Genomic DNA, 21687 nt, shown 5'->3' with positions numbered 1-21687 from the left:
CATTACCTCGCCAACTGACAAGTTTCAACAGGAGATGAGACGAAATGTGGTTGTGGTTCAGCGTTTTCCTTTTCTTTTAAGCCATAAAACTGCATTCTTAATTCCACACGCCGCGAGGCTTCTTTACTGTCCTTTGCTGAGTTAAATGAAACACCACCTGCTAAAAAAAGCTGTTTCACTTGCTGTTTTTCCTGTTCAGTTAAAGACAAACCTGAACTAAACTTTGGATCAAGTAAGCTACACATCACCCATTCTGAACGTCTTAAACTTAAATTAAGATTGTATAAATAAGAACCATCCGTATCAGTAAAACCCTCGATCACAATTTGTTTGAACCATTTCTCACCTAAAGGATTATTCGCTTCCTCAAGGATAATGGGCACGATGGTATTGAGGCGGTTGCGCCCCACCTCATTTAAACGATAGTCATTATGTGCAAAACGTCCTGCTTCCCCAAAATTGATACGGTTGTTTTTACAGTCCACTTCAATGCCAGCATCTTTTAAACGTGCACTGTTCTGAATATTTTGACAAATATTTAAAATATCCGCATTACGCTGATCTTCTGCTTGCGTCGCTTCATTAATTTTCTTGGTCACAATCATTAAAGACACAGCCATAACCACAAGAAACAAGGTCATTAAAGCCGTCATCAGATCGGCAAAAGAAATCCAAAATGGCTTTTCACCTTCATCTTTAGATCGTGAGGTATTAGAGTACCGATTACCAAACATGACTTAAGTACTCCAATATTAATGTTTCTTCTGAGTAACAAGTTCTTCAAGATCTTCAACGAAACCACTTAAACCTTCTATACCTGTTGATAAACGTTTAACGGCTTGATCAAGAGCATTGTCATATACGCCCAAGGTGTGATTAAGGCTTGTTTCGACGGAGTTACCAAAGCTTTGAAAACTTTTCTCCATCACGTCGCCAATTTGATCAAGATAATCCTGCATTTCTTTCTTCACTTGATTTAATGCAGAAGTCATGTGATTCATATCTTCAAGCATTTTGCTACTCATACCAACTTCTGTCTGTGCTTGTTGAATAAGCCCTTCAAGTGTCGCGATTGCCTTATTCACACTGTCTTGTGAGTTTTTATAATCACCGAGCAAGGAAATCAGATTGCTACTTGCGCTTGTCAAATGGGTGGATGTTGTTGTGACCTCTGAAATCAACTGTGATGTTTTATCTGTAACCGTGGTTAACGATGAACCTGCCGTATTAAATTGATCTGCAGCAAGACGCATTTTTTCAGCACCAGTATTCATTCCTGAAATACTTTCTGTGGTCACTTGTGTCAGTTTATCCATATTATCTTTATATGCATTTACAGCCTGTTGGCTATGCACAATCAATTCTTTAATTTCTGTGCCTAAGTGATCAATCAACGCTGAGGATTGCTCATGCAATTTTTGTTGGTTATTGGCAGCCAATTGGTCTTGTTCCATACGTTGTCTTGCAATATCTGCCATTACATTCGACATGGTGCCCCCCATATCACCAAGTAACTCAGATACCTTGCCATTTAACTGCTCAATTGCATATTGTCCCTGCTCACCAATTTTTTCAGCACCTTGCGATAAATGTTCCACCATTTGATTCATTTGCTCAGACATCGCATTTTGCTTCGCCTGAATATCTTCAATCATTTTGGTGATCTGCATTTGCAAATTTTCCGATGCACTTTCACTATTGAGTTTCATATCTGTAATAAGCTGACTAAACCCTAATTGCATTTCTTTCATCGCAGATACAGATTGAGTCATCATCTCGCCCATGCCCTGCATCTGTGCACCAAAAGTAGATTCCAGTTTGGACATAAACCCTGTTAAAACATCGGTAATTAACTCTTGTACCCGACTACCCTGATCTCCACTGACCTGTTGTACACTTGATGCAATCTTATCCAATGGTGCTTGCAAAGTATCTGTAATGGATTGACCAATTTGCGTCGCCATATCCTGACTTGTTTTGGCATAACTCTCGGTGAGTTGACTCGCAAATGCGAGTTGATTCTTTTTATTTTCCTCGACTAAGTTTGTCATCATGACTTTTAAATCATTGACCAAACTGTCTTTTAATTGACGTGCATTGGTTTCATTCGCTTGACTAGATTTTAAAAGTTGTGCGAGATACTCTTCACCTGTTTCATCAGGTTCAAATTTCAAATCAATGACGCTAGTCAGTTTCTCGAGCTTTGCATAGCATTCTCTTAGCCAATACTTTTCTTTCCAAGTAATAAACATTGCAATACAGATCGCAAGCCCAGATGCCATAAATGCCTCACCAACACCCCCTAAAAGTAAGGCAAGACTGTTTTGGACTTTGGATGGATCACCAGCTGGATCAAAAGCTAGCAAACCAAATAGCAATCCAACAAAGGTAGCAATAATACCAACACCGGTAATAATGCCCGGAATGTGTTTATAGAAATCAACTTTCAGTGGTGTATCAATAATCGCGATTTGAGAAAAAAAAGCATCGCTTGAAACAGTGGATCGGGAGGCAATAATTTTTGACTCACCATCGACTTCTTCACGAATATCATGCAGAGAGTTCTTATAATTCTCCCAAGCATGTTTCAGTTCGCCATCTTCTGAAAAAATTTCGTCAAGCACATGTTTAGCTGTATGTGACTGCTGATCTTCTTTCAATTTTTGAATAATTTCATCAAAATTCTGCGCTAATCTCTTGGCAGGAAACCAATATTGTTTGACAAAAAAATACATTACAAAGGAGACAAAAATCACCATTGCAACCGGTATGACATAATAACTTTGTAAAAATTCTGCTATTGTCAAAAAACTCACTGCATACCCCATAGTATTTTTATAAATTACAATTAGAAAATTATATCAAATAACTTAATATGAATATCTCTTCTTTACTATGTCTAGGATAAAGAAAGGATATTTTAGAAAAACTAATTGGTGTTTAAAGACAACTTTTCCAAGATTTTTAGCTTAGCTTGATCAAGTCTGAACGGCTTTGTTGCATGATTTCATAACTATATGATTTTAAAAGTTTTGATTATTTTTTGATCCAAAATTAAATTTATTTAAATCAGATGCTTACATATTTATGCAACAAAGCCTAAAAAATCTAAAATGCTTAAAAACTATCGACTGCTCAACATATCAAAAATCACCCGTGCAAATATGCTGGCCTTCGCCGGATCAGACAGTAACTGCATCATCTGTTCCTGATGTGCTGCACTGCTGCCCAGAATGGCATCATCCATAGCTTTTGGGAAATCACCCAGCATGGCCTGTTCACGGGTATTGTTGGCAATCTGCTTCATCACAATCTCATTCTCCGCCAGCTTGTCCCGTACCGTATAGGCATAGTTCAGCATGTCTTTATCAGTCAAGTTATCGGTGATAAACACCTCATTCAGGCGCTCGATGATCTGTGACAGGAACTCTTCCTTCTTGTCACGTGGCTTGGCTGCACCGAGGTCATTGCCCGGTTCCAGCTTAAAATCTTCAGCATCTTCTTTCAGCTTGATGTCCTGCTGACGGATCTTGGACAGGCGGTAATGGCTCATGCTGACATTACTCAGATCCACTTCATCATCCTGGGTCGCGGTTTCACGCAGCAATGGACGCAGGTTACGCGCATACAGGCTGAGTTTTTCCAGTTCTTTGTCATCGTAGTCCACGATCTGTGACATAAACTCGTAGAAACGGGTAAAGCTGCCCAAGTCCTTTTTAAAGATCTCCAGCTTGTCTTTTTCCAGCTTGGCCTCTTTAAAGGCATTGTCGGCATTGGCAATCAGCACCGCATCATTAGTTTTCTTGCAACGCTCCAGCATATCGCGGGTGGTGTTATAGGCCTCAATCGCTTGGTTATAACGTTTCTGCCAGCGTTCAACTGCCGGTTTGCAGATGTTACTGATCGCGGCATTGGATTTGTTCTTGGTAAAGAAGGCTTCGACAAACTGCTCGACTTCCGTCCACAGGAAGATCTTGGTGGCTTTGAGCTTTTCAAACAAGTCAAAGATCTGATCCGGATTCGATACATCAGCCAGTTCTGCGGTTTGATAGTAAGGCTGGAAGGCCCCAAGAATGTCTTCAGGATCGTTAAAGAAATCCAATACAAAGGTGCCAGATTCCGCCTTACCTGGATAGGTGCGGTTCAGGCGTGATAAGGTCTGTACGCATTCCACACCGCCAAGTTTCTTGTCCACGTACATGGCACACAGTTTCGGTTGGTCAAAGCCAGTCTGGAACTTGTTGGCCACCAGCATCACCTGATAATCATCACTGTCAAAGGCCTTGCGCATTTCCCGTCCTTTTAGCCCCGGGTTCATGTTGCGTTCGTTAAAGGTCTGCCCGACTAAGCCACTGCTGTCGGTATCCTTGTCATTAAACTCAACCTCACCGGAGAAGGCGACCATGGCCTGAATGGACTTGTAGCCTTGCTCAGACACGTATTTATCAAAGGCCAGCTTGTAACGTACTGCTTCCTTACGCGAGCTGGTCACTACCATGGCTTTGGCCTGTCCACCCAATAAGCCCATCACGTTATTTTTGAAATGCTCGACAATGACTTTCACTTTCTGAGAAATGTTGTGGTCATGCAGGCGCACCCACTGATTCAGTCTAATCTTGGCTTTTTTGGCATCGACCTGTTTGTCGGCTTGTTCAATTTTCTGTTTTAGCTTATACACCACTTTATAGTTGGTATAGTTTTTCAGCACATCCAGAATAAAGCCTTCTTCAATGGCTTGGCGCATGGAGTAGACATGGAAGGCTTCCGGCTTGTTCTGTTTGGATGGCGGTAGCTCAGGATTGGGGACACGGCCAAACAGTTGCAGGGTTTTGTCTTTCGGTGTCGCGGTAAAGGCATAGTAGCTGAGGTTATTACTGCCCTTACGTGCAGCCACCACCGCATCCAGAATATCTTCCGAAGACAGTTCAGCATCCTCTTCACGCTCTTCCAGCATCAACACTTCTTTCAGTTGTCGTGCCGTAGAGCCGCTTTGTGAAGAATGCGCTTCATCGGCAATCACCGCATAGCGTCGCTGTTTTAGGTTGGTGCTGTTTTCAATGGCACGCAACACAAACGGGAAGGTCTGAATCGTCACAATAATGATCGGCTGTGACGTTTCCAGTGCCTTGGCCAGTTTTTCTGATTTGGAGCCATCGCCTTCTTTATTATTGATGCGTCCGACCACGCCATCGGCATGTTCAAACTGGTAGATGGTATCCTGTAGCTGGGCATCCAGAATGGTACGGTCAGTGACTACAATCACCGAATCAAACAGTTTCTGATTGTGTTGATCGTACAGGGTCGACAGCTGATGTGCTGTCCAGGCAATCGAGTTGGACTTACCTGAACCTGCACTGTGCTGAATCAAATATTTCTGCCCAGTGCCCTCCTCTAAGGCGGCATTGATCAGTTTGGTGACCACATTCCATTGGTGGTAACGTGGGAAGATCAGCAGTTCTTTTTTGTACTTGCGTCCTTCCCAGTCTTCTTTTTCTTCAATTTGCAGATGGACAAAGCGTCCAATGATATTCAGCAGGTTGTCTGGGGTGAGGACCTCATTCCACAGATAGGCCGTAGCATACTGATTCTGGTCTTCCGGCACGTCATTGCCTGCACCACCATCCTGCGTGCCCTTATTGAAGGGCAGGAAAAAGGTGTCTTCTCCGGCCAGCTGGGTCGCCATATAGACTTCATACTGACTGACAGCAAAATGCACCAATGCGCCACGCTTAAACATCAGCAAGGGTTCAGGCTTGTTGGTTTCTGGATCTTTCGGCAAGCGGGTGCGTTTGTACTGCAACATGGCATTCTGCACCGCCTGCTTAAACTCGGACTTGAGTTCCAGTGTCGCCACCGGAAAGCCGTTGATAAACAGGACTAGATCAATACGCCATTTCTTGGCCTGTTTGCCCATGTTCTGTAACTCGGCAGCCGTGGCATACGGGCTATACACCAGTTCCGGTACAATGCGGCAGATGTTTTTCTTGTAGTTGGCTAAGGTATCGGGATTGAGCGCATGTTCCGGTTTAAACTGACAGAGGAAAAAGCGTGCGCTACGGGTTTTCACGCCATGACGCAACACACCTAAAGTGCCATAGGTACGGGATTGTTCATCGGTGGCATTGATGTCGGCTTTCTTCAGCTGGGCAACCACGGCTTCTAGAAAATGCCGTTCGGTATCCTGTGGAAAGATGCGCTGAAACTTCTGCCAGTCTTGTGCTTGGGTATGTTGCACAAAATCCAGTACGTCCTGCTCATACAAGGCGGTTTCACGGTTGTAGCCTTGTGGCGTACCAAGTTGCCAGCCTTGAGCCAGCATCTGTTGAATAATATCGTTCTGGAAAATGCTTTCGCGGGTGGCATCCATGTTTATGATTCTCCATCGGCAAGCAAGCGTTGTTTAGCACGTTCCATAGCAAGTTGTAAGCGTTGTTCCAGGATTTCTTTGGGTGGCAAAACCGTCATGTATTCAGCCACATGAATATCCGAGCTTTCCAAGTCCAGCAATTCAATTTGCTCATGTTTTTTAGAAGTACAGAAAATAATGCCCAGCGGTGGGTTTTCACCTTCTTCCTGTTCGTATTTAGCCAGCCAGCGTAAATACAGTTCCATCTGGCTTTTATGCGAATGCCGGAATTTTTCAGTTTTCAGGTCAATCGCGACCAGTCGTTTGAGTTTGCGGTTATAAAACAACAGGTCAATGTAGAAATCATCTTCATCAATCTGAATACGCTTCTGGCGGGCAATAAAGGTAAAGCCTGAACCAAGCTCTAAAAGAAACTGCTCAATATCGCGCAAAATGGCATCTTCTAAATCCTTTTCCAGATAGCGGTCATTCAGATCGAGAAAGTCCAGAATATAAGGATCTTTGAGCAAGAGCTGCTGATGTACAACCCCTTGTTCCTTGAGCTGTTGCAATTCATGCAGAATGGTTTCGTCCGGTTTTTTGGAAATGGCGGTGCGTTCAAACAGCATTGAACCGATGCGTTCATCCAGCGTTCGTGTAGACCAGCGTTCCTGCACGGCCATGCTGAGATAAAACTCTCGTTTGATGTGGTCATCTATATACATCAGGGTTTTAAGATGCGTCCAGCTTAATTGTCCACGCACTGCATGGACAATGTTGATATCATCAAAAACTTCTGCAAATTTAACATAGTAGTTGAGCTGTGACTTTCCCCAGCCTCGGCCTAATTGCGCTGTCAGGGCTTTGGATAAATTGCCAATGATGTGTTGCCCATATTCTGCCCGCTCCCCTTTTAATATTTCCTGTCGGATACGTTGTCCCACCGACCAATACAGCAAGGTCAGTTCGGCATTGACGGCTACGGCTGCGCGCTGTTTGGCGGTATGAACAAGTGAAACAATATCTTGGGTCAGTTGTGGCAAAGCTAAGCTCGTTAATGAATGCTCACTCATGCGCTTAACTCCGTGTCTGCCTCAGCAACTGTTGGGGCTTGCCAGTGGCGAACATCAATTTTTCCAGTCACTGCGGCTGAAATGAGAGCTGTTCGGCGTTCTTGCATTAAGGAAATTGCATTTTCTGCAATTTTGACTAAATTTCGGTATTGTTCTAATAAGTTATCTAGATAACCAACTATTTCACGTTGTTCTTGAAGTGAAGGGAAAGTACCTTTTACAGCTCCAATACGCTCAACATTTAAATTAGCTTGTGTACTTTGAGTAGAGGTTTGCTCTAATGCTGGCAAAGCCGCTATAAAGCTATAACGTAAAAACTCAAGATCAATATCATTGTTTGGTTTAAAGCCCACTACACTATCTGGTGCATATGCTTCAAACCCCAAGATTGCAATATCTCCAATATTTGCAGCGATAGCCATCATCAAGGTACCTTTTGGAAATAACTGACTAACTTCTTTACCCTTTTCATTTAACGTTTGCGAATAAGAAGTAATGTATTTTCCTGCACGAGCAACATCACCAGTCTGAATAAATGGATAATCCCCATCGTAAAAGGCTGGATCATTTCTTGGACGATGACCAAATTTTCCACGATATATACGTGAGGCTAGCCGATAACTTTTAACAATCCAATGCTCCGGCACTTCCCCTAACCATTCCACACCGGAATCTTTCATCGGGACATTGGGATCGAGTCCTTTGGTCACGGCATGGCTAATCACCGCCTGGCGTTTTTCTTTAAGCAGTTCAATCAGTTGTTGTTGCTTTTCAATCAGGTGATCGATTTTGGCGGTTTCGTGGTCAAGGAATTTGGCGATTTGGGTTTGTTCTTCTAGTGAAGGATGCACTAAATGATTATTCTTCACTTCCTCCACAGTAATTTGAGGAATTGCTGTTTGTACAAACTGAAATAAATAAGGTTTACAACCCAGTAAATAATAAAAAGTAAATTTGGAATGTATCTTTTTATGCATTTTTGCATAAATTGTAGTTTGTGAGCATGTAGAGGTAGTTACAACCAACTTAGGAAATCCAATAGAATTCCCCCTTGCAGGAATAACAAAATCTCCTTTTTCTAAAACTACAGAACTTGAATTAACATATCCAAAAAAATGATCTCCTTCTGTCGCTGAATAAACAGGGAGCTTTCCATCTTCTATTAAATCTGCACCTAAAATGGTTTCCCCCATAGCTGATCTAAAATGATGCTTAAATTTTCTTAAATCCCAATGACTAGGAATCTCCCCCAACCACTCAACCCCTGAATCCTTATACTCCGCATAGGTCTGATACTTTGCCATTATGAATGCACCTCTTGCAGAAGTGCCATAATTTCACGGCTCACCGCATCTAAATCCGCATCAATCTCGCTTAAATCACGTGGTGGCTGGTACACGTAGAAATGACGGTTAAACGGAATTTCATAACCAACAATACCAATCTCACCATCTTTTTCGTCACGCTTGTCGGCATTGATCCACGCATCAGGAACATGCGGTTGCACTTCACGTTTAAAGTAATTTTCAATCAGTTCTGTGGTGCTGACTTTTGGATTCAGTGCAATGTTCTCCGCATCACGCAAATCTCCATCCTGTACAAACTCCACCACTTTGCCTTTATAAGCAAACTGGCCATACAGTGGGTTTTCTGCCTGTTTAACGACCTTGCTAATCACCGGTTCAGCTTCAGGATTCTTCCAGGTGATGGCATCTAACAGTTGTTTCTTCTCTTTGGCATCCAGCTTGATGTCGGTCTGCTTGAGGGCTTTTTTCAACACGTCATCAAACTGGTTAAAGTCATCAAACTGCTCAGTGCCAATCACCTCCTGTAAAGCTTGGGCTTTTTCCATCAGGGCTTTCTGGAACAGCCAGATTTTGCTGTCCAGCACCTCTTTAATGTCTTTTTCTTTTAGCTCAGGGAACTCGGCTTTAATCAGGGCACGAACTTCAAGCGCAACGTCCTGCAACTGACCATAAGTTTCTGCTGTCCACGCTGTACCAAAGGCTGTGCCCAATTGCGCATCGATACTTTGCATCACGGCATTAAACGGTTTCGGGGCAAAGCGTAATGCAGCAATCGCGTTATCCGTAATCTGTGCCGATAAACGTAATGGACGTTCAATGGTCACGCGACGATAGCCAAATTCATGACTGTCAAAGATTTTGCTGGCGAATGGTTTTTGCTGTTCGGTTTCGCCATCATTTGCCAAAGTATCTACTGCGACAAATGCACCATAGTTCTGGGTAATGGTGGCAATTTCAGCTTCAGTCAGATAGTTACGTTTTGAACCCAGCGACTTACGCATTTTGGTACTGAGGTTTGAGGCATTGATCAGCTGTACCTTACCTTTACGTTCAGCGGCTTTTTTATTGCTGAGTACCCAGATATAGGTAGCAATCCCGGTGTTGTAGAACATATCGTTCGGTAAGGCAATAATGGCTTCCAGCAAGTCAGCTTCTAAAATGTAGCGACGGATCTCACTTTCGCCACTGCCTGCACTACCGGTAAATAAAGGTGAACCATTCAGGATAATCCCGATGCGGCTACCGCTCTCGGTACTACTGGCATCACGCATCTTGCTGATCAGGTGCATCAGGAATAATAGTGAACCATCCGATACCCGTGGCAAGCCTGCACCGAAACGGCCATCAAAGCCTTTTTGTTCATGTTCATCTTTAATGTCTTGTTCGATCTTTTTCCAGTCCACACCAAAAGGTGGGTTAGATAACATATAGTCAAATTTATCTAATGCGAGTTGATCATTCGACAAGGTATTACCAAGTTTGATTCGGCTTACATCCTGACCTTTAATGAGCATGTCGGCTTTACAGATAGCGTAGGATTCTGGATTGAGTTCCTGACCAAACGCACGCATCACCGCATTCGGGTTCAGCTCATGCAAATATTCCATACCGGAAGAGAGGAAGCCACCCGTCCCCGCTGTAGGATCGTAAATGGTACGGATAATGCCATCTTTGGTCAGTACATCATCATCTTCCATAAAGACCAATGCTGTAGTCAAACGCACGATGTCACGCGGGGTAAAGTGTTCCCCTGCGGTTTCATTCGAGCCTTCGGCAAAACGACGGATCAGTTCTTCAAACACCAAGCCCATGTCATGATTGGAAATGCTTTTAGGGCTAAGATCGGTTGTTGCAAATTTCTGTACCACTTTATACAGCAGGTTTGCATCATCCAATAAACCGACAAATTCGATAAAATTAAAGTATTCAAAAATCTCGCGGGCATCTTTGGAAAAGCTTTGCACATAAGTGCTCAAGTTGGCCTTGATATCGCTCTGCCCCATTTTACTCAAATCCATGGGCGAGCTATTAAAGAAAGCCAAACCTTGGGTGGCACTCAACAAAAACTTTTCTTGTGCTTCTTCGGGTAGGTTCATCTTGGCGACTTCTTCATGTTTCGCCAACACAGATGCTTTACTGCTTTCTAGCACACACTCCAAACGACGTAATAGCGTGAATGGCAAAATGATGCGGCCATATTGCGATTGTTTGAAGTCACCACGCAGCAGGTCGGCAACCGACCAGATGAAAGAAGCGATTTGTGAAAAGTTATTGTTGGTCATAGTGTTCTGAAAAATCCTGGTTCTTATTTGACGCAGTAGCATCAACTGAAAACTTGCTTACCTTTATCTTACTGAAATTTTGTTGAACTTTTGGAAAAAATAGTGATTAATCACTCAATTGATTTAACTAGGCGACAAGCCTTGTCGCTATAGGCCACGTGACTTTAGTTGTATAAGCGATAGCCCTGCGACTTCTTCATTCCAGCAGCTAGGATGCCGACACGACTCCATGTGCCTTTTATAGACTCGATCTGCTAAACTCAATTTATACTCCCTTGTTTAAAGGAACTTGAACTATGCTCCTTACCCTCGAACAGAAAAAAAAATATATCCAAGCAACGCGCTTGCAAAACTATCAGGCCAGTTTAAAGCTGGAAGGCATTAACCCGTCCTCAACTGCACCGGCATTAAGTAAAGCTCAGATTCTACAGAAATATAAGAAATTCTCACAGACCTCGGAATCGTGATCAGGCTTCCTTATGGATAAATATGGTGAAATGGGTGACAGCATTTACTGTTACCCCGACTCGGACGTCCTCAAAAACAAACTGAACATTCAGGATGCTGAAATTCTGCAACAGGCAGAACTAGAGTTGACTGAGTATGCCAGCACACGCATTGAGTATGCGGAGCCACCTTACGATCTCAAATACCTGCAATCCATTCACTTTCAGCTCTTTTCAGACCTGTATGCCTGGGCAGGTGAACTAAGACAAGTGGCTATTGCCAAAGGTGATACCCGCTTTTGTACCTTCTCGCGTATTGAGATTGAAGCCAATAAGCTCTTCAAGCAACTTGAGCATCAGCACTATTTTCAAGGTTTAGCAAAACCAGTGCTTATCCAAAAAATTGCCGATTTTTATTGTGAACTCAACGTGATTCACCCATTTCGTGAAGGCAATGGACGCACCCAGCGTATCTTCTTTGAACACCTACTTGCTCACTGCGGCTATGGGGTACAGTGGAGTAAAATTAACAATAAGGAAGTATGGATTCAGGCCAATATTGATGGATTCAACTGCCGGTTAGATGGACTGATCGCTATTTTTGAAGCCTGCATAATCACTCCTGAATAACAAAAAAATTAAGGGAGCCGAAGCTCCCATCCATTACCGGCTTTCCAACTTGGCTTCAATCCACTGATTGATTTCCCAAGCTGACCAACCAATACGGTTTTTTGTGATTTTCACTTTCTTGGGGAAAGTTTCATCGTAATAAGGTGAATTTTCATCCATCATCTCATAAATAGTTGATCGACAAACGCCAGTAAACTCTATGACTTGTTTGATATTAATGAGTTGATTCATTTGAAAAGTTTGACCGACAAATGTATTCATGACGAGTTCTCCTAAGATCATTTAAGCGAGCTGTCTTCTGCTCAAATGATCAGGACGTTCTGTAGAAATTTATTCCAAATTGATCCAAGCCAATCTAATTTACCGCACTGACACTTTGTTGCAGCCCCTGCTGAATCTCCTGTATGTAATCCATCACATCCGTCTGACCAGATTCAGGCTTAGTTTCTGTGCTGGCATAAAACTCTTCCAGCACATCTACTCCTTCCTCACTATTGACCTCAAACTTCGCATTCGCAAAACCCTGTCGTGCGATATGATCCAAAGCCTCCTGATAAAAACCTGCCTGTTTACTTTGTTCATCAATCTGTGTCGCTGTACGAATGGCTTCATGTAACTGAATCCCTTCCCTTAACGTCAGATCCACGTAATACACGGGTTGGCGATAGCTTTGCGTAGTACTCTTTCCCCTTAAAGTCAGCTGTAGGGGCAGACATGACAACAACCCTCCCGATGCCGCATGGTAGTAAGCTAAACGTGCAGCCAAGGTTCGGATGCTGTTAAAGCCAGTGGTTCTAAAGATGAAAGTGCCCAGTTCATCCGATTCATCCAAATTGACATGCAAACGCCCATAAGGCTTGCAGTGTCCACCTTGTGCCAACGAACAGAGATCTGGCGATGGACACGGATGCTGTTCGACGCCTTGACTGGTCAACCGCTGGCAGGTCTGTCCGTTACCTACACAAATCGGTCGTCCCATCTGTCGGTCAAACATGCTGTACTCTGCTCTCAGATTCAGATCAGGGTCATTGAAGATCATTCTGACTGGAATGGAGCGCAGCTTTTGATTGGGAGCTTTGGCCCGTAGCTGCTCATCCAGTGGATGCTTGATCCAGCCGTCCTTACTCTGAATCTGACTGGTGATGGTGAACTGGTCATCTTTTTCTGGTAGGCGTTTACCATTCTTTTCGACCACCTTGCCAATACTGATACGACCAAGTACAGGCGGGGTAATTGCTAGACCTTTAATCATGTTGAATCTCCTAGAAATATTGAATAAAGAAATAAAAAATCCCATGCGCTGGGGCATGGGATCGGTATAGGCTTAGGTTAAGTTTGGTTGTTGTTGATTAACGATTGCTATAGATCTGGAAACGTCGTGTACCTGCACGGGTGAGGGGAAATTGTTCCAGCATTTCTGGGTGTAGTTTCAGCAAGGCCTTACTGTCCAAGCTGACAGAGTCCTTACTTTTCTTCCAGGTCACTGAACCGTTTGCAAACGTAGCGCGTTCTGCATCTTTCATTAAGGCCTGTATTTGATGCTTTAGTTCATCAAACTGAGTTTGGTGTTGCTCAATCTGGTTCTTCTCCTCAATCAATTGATCGAATAACTGATTGGCAAATTCCAGCTGACTGAGATCTTCTACCGTTAAAGGCTGATGCTCAGGATAGAGTTGCTGTAAGGCTTGTGCTGCCGACTCACTGGCATCTGCTGCCGGTGGCATATCACGCTGTACACATTCCCAGAAGTAGCGTTCCGCATGGATGATCTGTTGGATCAACGCTTCGTTGCGGGTGACTTTAAAAATCCGGGTTTCATGTCCACACAGCAAGACGCAGATATGCGCAGCCTGTTTACCGGTTACGGCCAGTTGATGCTGTACCTGACACAGAACATAGAGTGGAACACCGTCCCGCCATAGTTTACTGCCATACTCTCCTGCGGTTTTACATTCAAGGATCTGTACCTCATCGCTACCGACCACAGCATAGTCCAGATTGGCCAGCATAAAGGCTTTATCCGGATCAGGGTGCTGCAACACAGCATTGACCCGACGCACCTTATTGTTGGTCTGCATGCTGTAGTATTCGGCGACTAAAGGTTCAAGCTGCTTGCCCCAATATAGCGGTGCATGGCCTGAGCTTTCATCTTGAATGTTTTGCTGTACCCGACCCGTCTTGATCATCCACAGTTCCAGCATCGACATATGCGGATTGAGTCCGCATGCAGTGGCTGCATCACTACTGCCAATACCCTGTTTACGTACTTCTAACCACTGTTGATGATTGAGATCTTTGGTGTTGGCTAATCGTTTGGCTGCCATACTACGGTTGTTTTTATTTGATGCTGCTGGCTGCTGTGCCAATGGTTGTAATGGCAACAGGGATGGGTGAGATAGATTTGATAATTGAGCGACGTTGTTCATGATTTATCTCCTGATCATTGAATCTACAAATTTGCGGCATAAAAAAAGCCACATCCGGGGAGATGTGGCCAAAGGGTAGTTTTGAGGTTCATGGAGAATTTAACCTTGATAGTAGATTAAGTTCTCGATCTTAAATAAAACTTAAGCCAGTAAATAAAACTGTATTAAGCAACCAATCTCAAGGCCTGTTCCAGTCCACGCTGTTTGAGTGCTGCGCCTGCACCAAACCATGCGGAATCAAGTCGGTGATCGGTACTCATGGCTCGACGCTCATGGTCTGCAAATTCAGTGATCGAACACAGCAAACCATAGGCGGTATCTTTGGCAGAGGAAAGTTCTGCCCCTCGTCCCTGTCCGTTAAACATCTCCATGACTTTACTCATGGCCCGTCCATTTGGCTCAGTTTTATTACTTGTGGAGTTACTGGCTTGTGCTGCCACATTCCGGTAGAACTGGATAATGTTATCCTCCTGGTCTTGTACGCTCATGGTTGTGTTATTGAACACAGCATCAAAGAAGGCAGCGGCTTCACCCTGAGTGACTTTACGCTGACTGAGCTGTTTCATTTCATACATGTGCTCATCCCAGGCACGCACGGAAATACCCAATTGCTGTTTGACTTTCTCGGCATCGAACTTGGTGCTATGTGGAACTTTGACTACACCAGCACTGCTACTCTGCCCACGTAAGGCAATTGCCAAAGTGTTGTTACACACCACACGAATCGAAGTGAACTGTGCCGTGGTTGCCAAGGTGCCATCACAAGCGGTTGCCAACAGGATGTAGCCATTGCTGACATCCTTACCTTTGAGTGCAGTAGATTGCCCTGTACGTGCCAATGCCCAGAATTTCTTACCCCCCTTGAGTACACCCGCAGTTTCAAGCTCAAAGCCCGATTGCTCAGTCAGATCCCGGTAGAACTCCAGAATCTCTCTAGGTTGTACTTCCTGATAACGCTGGCTAACGACTGATAAGGGGGCATGGGTATCAGAACGGTAGAGTACCCGTTGTTCTTCATAAGGCAGGATGATGCTCTGTCCACGTTCATTCTGTGCCATGTAGCTGACATTAGAGGATTCAATGCGCCAGTCCATCCCTGCCTGTTGTGCCCAGATTTCAATCGGTTGATTAGGGGTCAGTTGATTACCCAAGCCATGCCAAGGGGTATCACCGACATAAGCCATTTGTTCAATTTGATGTGCCATAGTTTTAGTCCTTATAAACAAAAAAGACTGCTCAATCTCACTCCCTTTATCAGGAATGAAATCGAGCAGTCTTCTATTTGATCGATGTAATTAGAACGGACTTATCACTTGATAAATCCAATTCCTGATTGATTCATATTGATGTTATATAACTGAAATATGTTTCAATCAGTCTTAGGAAACTTAGATCTTATGATGCTAGTAGCATAGCTTTCATCTCGCGGTAGTCGCATGATGCGTTTAAAACCACTTTTGCGGTTTATTCAAGATGGCTTTTTTGAGTAATAATGTATAAATCAAAAGTGCTGTGTTCAGCCTTTTTTGATCCCTCGTCTGCTGTCTATTTCAAATTTTCCATGCCCAAAAGTTTGCATACCCTTAGTAGTCTTTACCCTCAACCTTTGGCTTTCTTTGGTTTCCTTTGTGAGATACAAGCCAACTGTGAGTAATTTCTCCAAATCGCCTTCCACCTCCCGTGACAGTGTGCCAATGCCTATCTCATTACCCTGCATTATCAATTGGTTGATATATGCTCTATTATGCAGATTGTAATAAGTCCCTTGTTGGTTAGTCAGTTCAATCCACTTCTCACCAACTTGCTGTGCCAGATATGAACCTTTACGATGTTTATCCGCACTATAGATCAATAGCAAATGTACGTGATAACCACCATTTTCTGTTCCTTGCTCCATTGCCCAAGCGTAACCATGTAGATTTTCAAAACAGGTATCTTGATTTGATATGCGATTTCGCATCTTCTCAAAATGCTGATAAAACTGTTTAATATTGATGTCTGTCTGAGCTTCTTTTGTATATTTCAAATCCACCCGTACCACTAGTATCCGTGAATAATGCTTAAAAAGCTTCGTGAGATATTCCGCAAGACTTTTTGCATTATCAACTTCCTGTAAATGAAACTGCTGAATATCTGTATAGATACTGCTCTTACAAAGCTGAGCCTGTTGCAGTAGTTCCTGTAATTGTTCAGGTGTCAGTGAAAGTACAAAGTCATAGTTATCAGCTGTTTGATCATCTGATCCTATAGGTTGAAAAGGACTATAGCGTATCCCATCTAGTATTAATTTCAGCTTGATGAATGCTTGTAGGTAATCGCAGTAAAACAAATCTATATCATAGATAAGATCAAATTGCTCCAAAAGGTATTTGAAGTACGTCAATTGTTCAGAATAAAGTCCACAACTAATAATTTCTTGTGTGAATTTTTCAATATCCAATAGAATTTGGCTTTCTGAAAGTGGTTGATTTTGTCGTTGAGATGTCATAGTGTGTATTTCCTTTAGTTGGTTCATCTCATCAGTCACTTATGTATTTTTTTATTTTGAAAGCTATCTTATCTTGTTGTACCAATATTCAGTCAGGTATTGAATTCACTTACTTTTATGAGTTTGGGTTGAAGGCTTGAATAAATCTATGATTGCTCCGATTACGTATAGATGAATATGTGTTCACTATCATTAGTTGATGCAATTGAAATCGTATAGTTTATTGAAATCACGGTATCATCAGATAAATGTGTTTTATTCTTTCTGTGAGTTATTGATAATCCTAAGCTTTATTTGTTTATATTATAAACTACCGAATAAGACATACTAGAAAGACACCTCAATAGTTCCTAGTGGCAAGGGCGGTGTTTCTTAAATACCCCCATATTACGGGCTATATGGGGGTGGTTGAGTTAAGCTAAAGTTAAGTCACTGATTCGTCAATTGTTAAGCTTAGTTTTGTTGTATGTTCTTCCAGTTTCAATGGCATTTTTTTAACTGTGGATCTTAAAGCTTTCTTACTCACAGACTCTTTTTTAACAAACAAGTTTGTTAAATATTGACTCATGCTGAGTTTGTATCTTTGATTGGACGAGACATCCTGTAAAAAAATAGCCTGCGAAATAAAAAATGGAATAAGATCAGAAATGACTAATTTGTCATTAGCCATCTTACTATTTTTGATAAATAGATATTTCACTGCCAATTGTTCATGTTTTGGAATCAAGCTAATACTATGTGCTAAATCTTCAAGCTGACCAAAATTCATTTGGTTTCCTCGCTTTTTCATTTCAGCTTCTACAGTTTTTGTCCATAATTCTACAACATGCTCACTGAGCTTATTTTGATTTTCCGCTAATTCAGCACTATCAAAAATCAATACAACATCCAAAGAAACACTTTGATGCTTCTTACATTCCAATAGAATATGTTGAACATCCTTAAAGTGACGTTCTTTACCTGATAACCTCGTTTTAAATTTATTAAAAAGTGACATTAATCCTTTTTTTACATTGGAGTCACTTGGCAGATTAAATTGCCAACGCATAAGAATGCGTTCTTGATCAAAAGCCTTTTGCCACAACTTTGCATTTGCATACTTTAGATATGTTAAAGGTTGCTTCATTTTCTTTTGATACTCTGCGACCAATACTCGCGCCTTTTTCATCAAGTCATTAAGCTTTTGAACTTGCTGGTGATGCATCTTCAATTGTGAAAGATCGGACTGATATTCTTCATTAGGACGAGATTCAAACATCTTAGTAACCAAAATCCAATAACCTGATTGAATACTCAGCTCATTTAACTTATTTTCAATATCTTGTGTATGAAAGTCATAAAGTAAAGAAAGATACTGCCCCCCAACAACAGACATTTCTTCAGGATTACATTCTCGTTTTGGTACTACTGCAAAATAGGGATTTGAAGCACTTAGTAAATTATCGATAAAATGTTCAAACCTGACCAGAAAACTTAGAAGTTCTGCATCAAGAATCTCATTTTTAAATAATATTTCAGCCCAAGTGACACGTTGCTTATTTTTAATTTCAGTTTTCCATATGCCATTTTTCTCATCCAAGACGTAATCAATAAAGTCTTTCAAAATGGGGATTTTTGATGGATTTATTAGATCTTCATCTTTAGGTGCACCAACATGAAGCTTTTCTATTTTGAAAATAGGTTTACTTTGAAATTTTGGTCTAGGTTTTGATTCAACAATGTCAGCCAAAGGTAAATTATTGGTAATATCAAATTTTTCACTGTAGAAAGAAGTTTGGTTAACCTCAGTCCTTCTTTGATATGTTACAGGCCCTTCATTCACTTGAGATTTTTTTCTTCCTGACTGATTTGAATTTTCTGTCTTCTGTTCACCCCTACAGCGACTATATTTTTCCTGTTTTTCAGGTGTTGCTAATTTAGTCTGAATTTTTTTAGGGTAGGTTGATGATCGATAAACAAAGCTTACTATAGATGGATGTAAATCCTCATGATGTTTCTGGAAATATAGATACTTACTAGAAATAAATAAGTATTTAATCCCCCAATACTCTAATTTTTGCCTGTCTTCATTACTAAAAGAATCATCTATTCCAAACTTTAATTCAGGTTGAAGCTTTCTTAATTGCTCATTCCAATTGATAATTTTAAAAATAATATCGTGCTGATAGTCTTGAAAAGTGGAATGGATACTTTGCTCAATCTTATCCAAATCTTCTTTGGAATAACATAATTCATTTAAATCCCTATGATTACGCCATTCGTTTATTTTTTTTGTGTAAAGTGGATTCAACCACTCATTTAACAACACTTTATCAGACAATCTATGTTGCAATTTTTCATTAAATTCTGCTAGCCACGATGATTCAGTCAAAGTCAAAGATTGCAAAAAAATGACTACATGGAATCGAAAGCCATATATCCCATCATCTTCAAACTTCACATAAAATCGTAAAGTATCCGACTGTTGTTTCAGAATATCATTCAGCGCATTCTCTAATAGAGGTTTTAACAAAACAGCATTTTCTCGCCAATTTTCAATCGCATCCCCTTTGAACTGATCCGCTTCAATTTCAATATCAAATGCTAAAAAGTATGCACTCTGGGTATTTTTTAAAAATAGCTGTACGTCTTCAAATTGATATTGATATTCTAAATCTACATCAAATCGCGCTTCATTTTTGGCTAATAATTTTAGCTGTTCTCGTACGGGGTACACTTCCTTTAACCAATGGGTCAGTTCATTGTCACCATATTTTTTTAGTACCAAATTTCGATATTCACGTAACCTCAAATCAGAGTATAGCTTCCTACAATCTTGTGAGTATTCTGTTATTCCAAAATTTCCAAGCACTTCATCTTTGACTATTAACTTATCTGATTCTGTTTGAAAGGACGCAAAATCATTTACAGAAGGAGGCGTAGCTTCGACGGACAATTGGTAAAAATAATCTTCACAATTACGATACCATCGAATCAACTCTAAGGAATTTGAAACTGGTGATGAGATGATATTAAAACAACCATCCTTATCAAAAATAGAATGTGAATAGCGGAGTTCCATAATCTTAAATAAATCACTGCTCCGCACGAAGGAAGAATTGCTCAAATAAGTAGTATTAGACACGCTGAAATACCCTAAGTTATTGTTTTATTATTCTATAATGAATCATTTACTCTTTTTTTACTACAGCAAACTCAGGTTTTTATCGCAGCAATTTTTTACAGATACAACAGCAAATTTTATAACTTACAATAATCATTGCACTCAATTACAACATGCTAGACAAGTATTTCCACCAACCAATATTTCTATCAGACATAAAAAATCCCCCTTGAACCAATATGCTTCAAGGGGGATTTCAGTTTATTTAGTCTTGTATAAATTAATATCAATATTCTATCCATATTTTAACCTGCTCTCCATACCACTCCATCAATCTCACCCGCTCATCCCAATATTGCGCTCGGTTATATGCCGAGCGAATTCTATTCTGGGGCACATGTGCAAGCTGGCGTTCAATGGCATCTGGATTAAACAGATTCGATTCGTTTATAACTGTACTGAATAGCGATCTAAAACCATGTGTGGTCATTCGTCCCGCATAGCCTGAACGTTTGATCACAGCCAAAATAGACTCGCTACGCATAGGTTCTTTGTTATTTAAACGATGTGGAAATAGCAGTTCTTGATTATGGGTAAGCCTCAAAGCCTTTAGCTCAGCAATCATCATGTCCGTCAACGGTACACGATGCGGAAGACGGTTCTTCATCCGCTCTTCAGGGATATCCCACTTACGTCCTTCTAAATCAAATTCTTCCCAACGTGCTTGCAGCAATTCACTAACCCGAACCCCTGTCAGCATAATCAGAATAATGGCATGATGCGTTTGAGCATCACTTGGGTAAGCTCTTACCTTTCTTAAAAATTCAGGCATTTCAGAGGCCGAAAGCGAAGCCAGGTTTTTGACCCGTTTATTCTTGAGGGCATAAACTAAATCACCTGCCGGATTGTCATAGCGGTATCCATGCGCAATAGCGTATTTCATGACCATGCCACAACGAGACAAAGTACGTTTTGCAATTTCAAGCGAGCCTCTTGCCTCAATTTTCTTAATGATCTGCAGAATCTCAGGTGCCTGAATCTGATTAATACGCTTATTAGCAAGAACAATATAAAGCTCATCCAATGAAGCTCGAACATTACTGATGTGTTTGGATGACCAGGTTTCTTTTTGATTATTAAACCAATCTTCTGCAACTTCTTTGAAATAGGGCTTTAAGTCTTCATGCAATACTGAACGTGAGTATCGATGCTTAAGCTCATATGCAAGCTCCCTTGCCTTTTTTAAGCTTAAATCTGGATATGGGCCAAGCGACTCAGACTTACGTTCACCATGGACAGTGACGCGTACATTCCAATATTTTTGACCTTTGGTGGTAATGATGAGGGATAAACCATGTAAATCCGAAAGACGATACTGTTTATCTTTCGGCTGTGCTTTTCTGCATTTAGTATCTGTAAGTGGCATGTCGATTACCCATAATTGATGTATTAATTTCTGGGTAAATTTTCCCAATATTTACCCGCAAAGAGCAAATATGGGGTCAAATAGGATCAGACAATATCGGACAAACAGGCATAAAAAAAAGCCTTTAAACATTGAGTTTAAAGGCTTTTTTAGATTCCGA

At 41.5% G+C, this 21687-nt stretch carries 15 protein-coding genes; 2 read left to right on the top strand and 13 right to left on the bottom strand.

Translation table 11 applies throughout. The features are described from left to right. Positions 1-2: 2 nt before the first annotated feature. The 6 genes from zorB1 to FTU55_RS09410 form a co-directional block, all read right to left on the bottom strand. Complete coding sequence (gene zorB1 / locus FTU55_RS09435) at positions 3-734, bottom strand: type I Zorya anti-phage system protein ZorB1 (protein WP_000467885.1); 732 nt, start codon at positions 732-734, stop codon at positions 3-5. A gap of 18 nt (positions 735-752) precedes the next feature. After that, positions 753-2816 (bottom strand): anti-phage ZorAB system protein ZorA, encoded by a 2064-nt coding sequence (zorA, locus tag FTU55_RS09430; RefSeq protein WP_373685473.1) that lies wholly within the window; start codon positions 2814-2816, stop codon positions 753-755. 308 nt (positions 2817-3124) lie between these two features. After that, positions 3125-6373 (bottom strand): DEAD/DEAH box helicase family protein, encoded by a 3249-nt coding sequence (locus FTU55_RS09425; protein WP_180046897.1) that lies wholly within the window; start codon positions 6371-6373, stop codon positions 3125-3127. Beyond that, on the bottom strand, positions 6370-7419 hold the full coding sequence (locus FTU55_RS09420) for a YhcG family protein (protein WP_180046887.1): 1050 nt from the start codon (positions 7417-7419) through the stop codon (positions 6370-6372). Before FTU55_RS09420 ends, FTU55_RS09425 begins: the two co-directional genes overlap by 4 nt. After that, complete coding sequence (locus tag FTU55_RS09415; protein ID WP_180046885.1) at positions 7416-8723, bottom strand: restriction endonuclease subunit S; 1308 nt, start codon at positions 8721-8723, stop codon at positions 7416-7418. Before FTU55_RS09415 ends, FTU55_RS09420 begins: the two co-directional genes overlap by 4 nt. Then, positions 8723-11008 carry a class I SAM-dependent DNA methyltransferase gene (locus FTU55_RS09410; protein ID WP_180046883.1) on the bottom strand — a complete coding sequence of 762 codons (2286 nt, stop codon included), beginning with the start codon at positions 11006-11008 and terminating at the stop codon, positions 8723-8725. The genes FTU55_RS09415 and FTU55_RS09410 overlap by 1 nt, the downstream gene beginning before the upstream one ends. 296 nt (positions 11009-11304) lie before the next feature. Here FTU55_RS09410 and FTU55_RS09405 point away from each other — a divergent pair, with 296 nt between their 5' ends. After that, positions 11305-11475 (top strand): YhfG family protein, encoded by a 171-nt coding sequence (locus FTU55_RS09405; protein ID WP_075168045.1) that lies wholly within the window; start codon positions 11305-11307, stop codon positions 11473-11475. A gap of 12 nt (positions 11476-11487) precedes the next feature. Further along, entirely contained in the window at positions 11488-12084 is a 597-nt protein-coding gene (locus FTU55_RS09400) for a putative adenosine monophosphate-protein transferase Fic (protein WP_180046881.1), read from the top strand. 33 nt (positions 12085-12117) lie between these two features. On the opposite strand, the gene FTU55_RS09395 is transcribed toward FTU55_RS09400, so the two are convergent. The 7 genes from FTU55_RS09395 to FTU55_RS09365 form a co-directional block, all read right to left on the bottom strand. Then, a complete protein-coding gene (locus tag FTU55_RS09395) occupies positions 12118-12345 on the bottom strand; it encodes an AlpA family transcriptional regulator (RefSeq protein WP_075168047.1) in 228 nt (75 codons plus the stop codon). Positions 12346-12439: 94 nt separating this feature from the next. Then, positions 12440-13336: a hydrolase or metal-binding protein gene (locus FTU55_RS09390; protein ID WP_180046880.1), complete on the bottom strand. Its 897-nt coding sequence runs from the start codon at positions 13334-13336 to the stop codon at positions 12440-12442. Positions 13337-13433: 97 nt separating this feature from the next. Beyond that, positions 13434-14510 (bottom strand): YqaJ viral recombinase family protein, encoded by a 1077-nt coding sequence (locus tag FTU55_RS09385; RefSeq protein WP_096902608.1) that lies wholly within the window; start codon positions 14508-14510, stop codon positions 13434-13436. 164 nt (positions 14511-14674) lie between these two features. Then, entirely contained in the window at positions 14675-15715 is a 1041-nt protein-coding gene (locus FTU55_RS09380; RefSeq protein ID WP_096902609.1) for a DUF932 domain-containing protein, read from the bottom strand. A gap of 311 nt (positions 15716-16026) precedes the next feature. Beyond that, a complete protein-coding gene (locus tag FTU55_RS09375; RefSeq protein WP_096902610.1) occupies positions 16027-16998 on the bottom strand; it encodes an inovirus-type Gp2 protein in 972 nt (323 codons plus the stop codon). Between the two features lie 424 nt (positions 16999-17422). Then, positions 17423-20122 carry a hypothetical protein gene (locus FTU55_RS09370; RefSeq protein ID WP_180046878.1) on the bottom strand — a complete coding sequence of 900 codons (2700 nt, stop codon included), beginning with the start codon at positions 20120-20122 and terminating at the stop codon, positions 17423-17425. 265 nt (positions 20123-20387) lie between these two features. Continuing rightward, positions 20388-21527, bottom strand: a complete 1140-nt coding sequence (locus FTU55_RS09365) for a tyrosine-type recombinase/integrase (protein ID WP_180046876.1) — start codon at positions 21525-21527, stop codon at positions 20388-20390. Positions 21528-21687: the final 160 nt, after the last annotated feature.

This window comes from Acinetobacter sp. YH12117, assembly GCF_013418865.1.
GTDB lineage: Bacteria > Pseudomonadota > Gammaproteobacteria > Pseudomonadales > Moraxellaceae > Acinetobacter > Acinetobacter indicus.
This window is presented reverse-complemented; position numbering and strand designations above follow the sequence as displayed.

Excerpts from the sequence above, each read along its gene's own strand:
- FTU55_RS09395 (WP_075168047.1), bottom strand. The coding sequence starts at position 12,345 with ATGAATACATTTGTCGGTCAAACTTTTCAAATGAATCAACTCATTAAT.
- FTU55_RS09390 (WP_180046880.1), bottom strand. The coding sequence starts at position 13,336 with ATGATTAAAGGTCTAGCAATTACCCCGCCTGTACTTGGTCGTATCAGT.
- FTU55_RS09400 (WP_180046881.1), top strand. The coding sequence starts at position 11,488 with ATGGATAAATATGGTGAAATGGGTGACAGCATTTACTGTTACCCCGAC.
- FTU55_RS09410 (WP_180046883.1), bottom strand. The coding sequence starts at position 11,008 with ATGACCAACAATAACTTTTCACAAATCGCTTCTTTCATCTGGTCGGTT.
- FTU55_RS09365 (WP_180046876.1), bottom strand. The coding sequence starts at position 21,527 with ATGCCACTTACAGATACTAAATGCAGAAAAGCACAGCCGAAAGATAAA.
- FTU55_RS09415 (WP_180046885.1), bottom strand. The coding sequence starts at position 8,723 with ATGGCAAAGTATCAGACCTATGCGGAGTATAAGGATTCAGGGGTTGAG.
- FTU55_RS09385 (WP_096902608.1), bottom strand. The coding sequence starts at position 14,510 with ATGAACAACGTCGCTCAATTATCAAATCTATCTCACCCATCCCTGTTG.
- FTU55_RS09380 (WP_096902609.1), bottom strand. The coding sequence starts at position 15,715 with ATGGCACATCAAATTGAACAAATGGCTTATGTCGGTGATACCCCTTGG.
- FTU55_RS09375 (WP_096902610.1), bottom strand. The coding sequence starts at position 16,998 with ATGACATCTCAACGACAAAATCAACCACTTTCAGAAAGCCAAATTCTA.
- FTU55_RS09420 (WP_180046887.1), bottom strand. The coding sequence starts at position 7,419 with ATGAGTGAGCATTCATTAACGAGCTTAGCTTTGCCACAACTGACCCAA.
- zorB1 (WP_000467885.1), bottom strand. The coding sequence starts at position 734 with ATGTTTGGTAATCGGTACTCTAATACCTCACGATCTAAAGATGAAGGT.
- FTU55_RS09405 (WP_075168045.1), top strand. The coding sequence starts at position 11,305 with ATGCTCCTTACCCTCGAACAGAAAAAAAAATATATCCAAGCAACGCGC.